General features: G+C 44.4%; 1 protein-coding gene and 1 pseudogene. One reads left to right on the top strand and one right to left on the bottom strand.

Features of this window, described 5'->3' with window-relative positions; all coding sequences use genetic code 11:
- Positions 1–253 (top strand): annotated as a pseudogene (locus A3763_RS29200) (molecular chaperone); the annotation flags it as partial.
- A gap of 26 nt (positions 254–279) precedes the next feature.
- On the opposite strand, the gene A3763_RS24695 reads toward A3763_RS29200, so the two are convergent.
- The coding region (locus A3763_RS24695; RefSeq protein WP_231872318.1) for a DM13 domain-containing protein at positions 280–800 on the bottom strand (521 nt) is incomplete at its 5' end.

The raw sequence follows: 800 nt of genomic DNA, 5'->3' as shown, positions 1-800 counted from the left end.
TCAAGACGTAAAGCTAGAGCAGTTTGCTGAAGCAATTGACCGACCCTTGATGAAAATGCTGAGCTTGATGGAAGAAGCGATTACACAAGCGCAAACACAACCCGATCTAATTTTTATAACGGGGGGATCGGGTCAGTCCCCTGTTATTCGTAAAGCAATTCACAATAAATTTGGTGACATCGAGGTGCTTGATGGCGACCACTTCGGCAGTGTCGCATCGGGTTTAACCGTTTGGGCGAATCAAATATTTTAATTGCAGAGTCTGTTCGCTGAACTCATTTACTGATATTTGGCTGCCGTAATAAACTCACCAAAGGCCTCACACCAAACAATGACTGAGCTAAAGTCAGCTATATTGGTGCCCTGAGGCACTTTGACGACAAAGTTTTCGAAGGTTGTCACGTCACCAACTTGAAGCATTGACGACTTCAAGCGCTGAAAATCAAGCTCGGTTTCTACGAACTCTTTAGAAAGATAAAGCTTATAGTCTGGCCCGGGAGCCAGTTGGCCAGCTAAAGAAATGTACTCAGTGTTAAGCGAAACGATGCCTTCGCCCCAGTGAAAGGTGTCGCTATCCTCTAGGTCTCTTTTAAACTTCCCGGTATATCGCGCTTGCGAAGAAATCTCTGAGATCGTTGACTCTGAAGGCGCAGTCGGTGCCGTTAGAATTGGCAGGATATATATCCCCAAACCGATACCCAATGCGCCTATAGATAAGTGGCTTGCTAAGAGTAAAGTAATTGTTTTTAGTTTCATAAAGAACCTGTTGCTTGGTCTGGTTATGTTTATTTTGTTGCGAT

It is taken from the genome of Oleiphilus sp. HI0128 (assembly GCF_001635365.1).
Note: the sequence above shows the minus strand (reverse complement) of the source record. Positions and strands in the feature narration are given on the sequence as shown.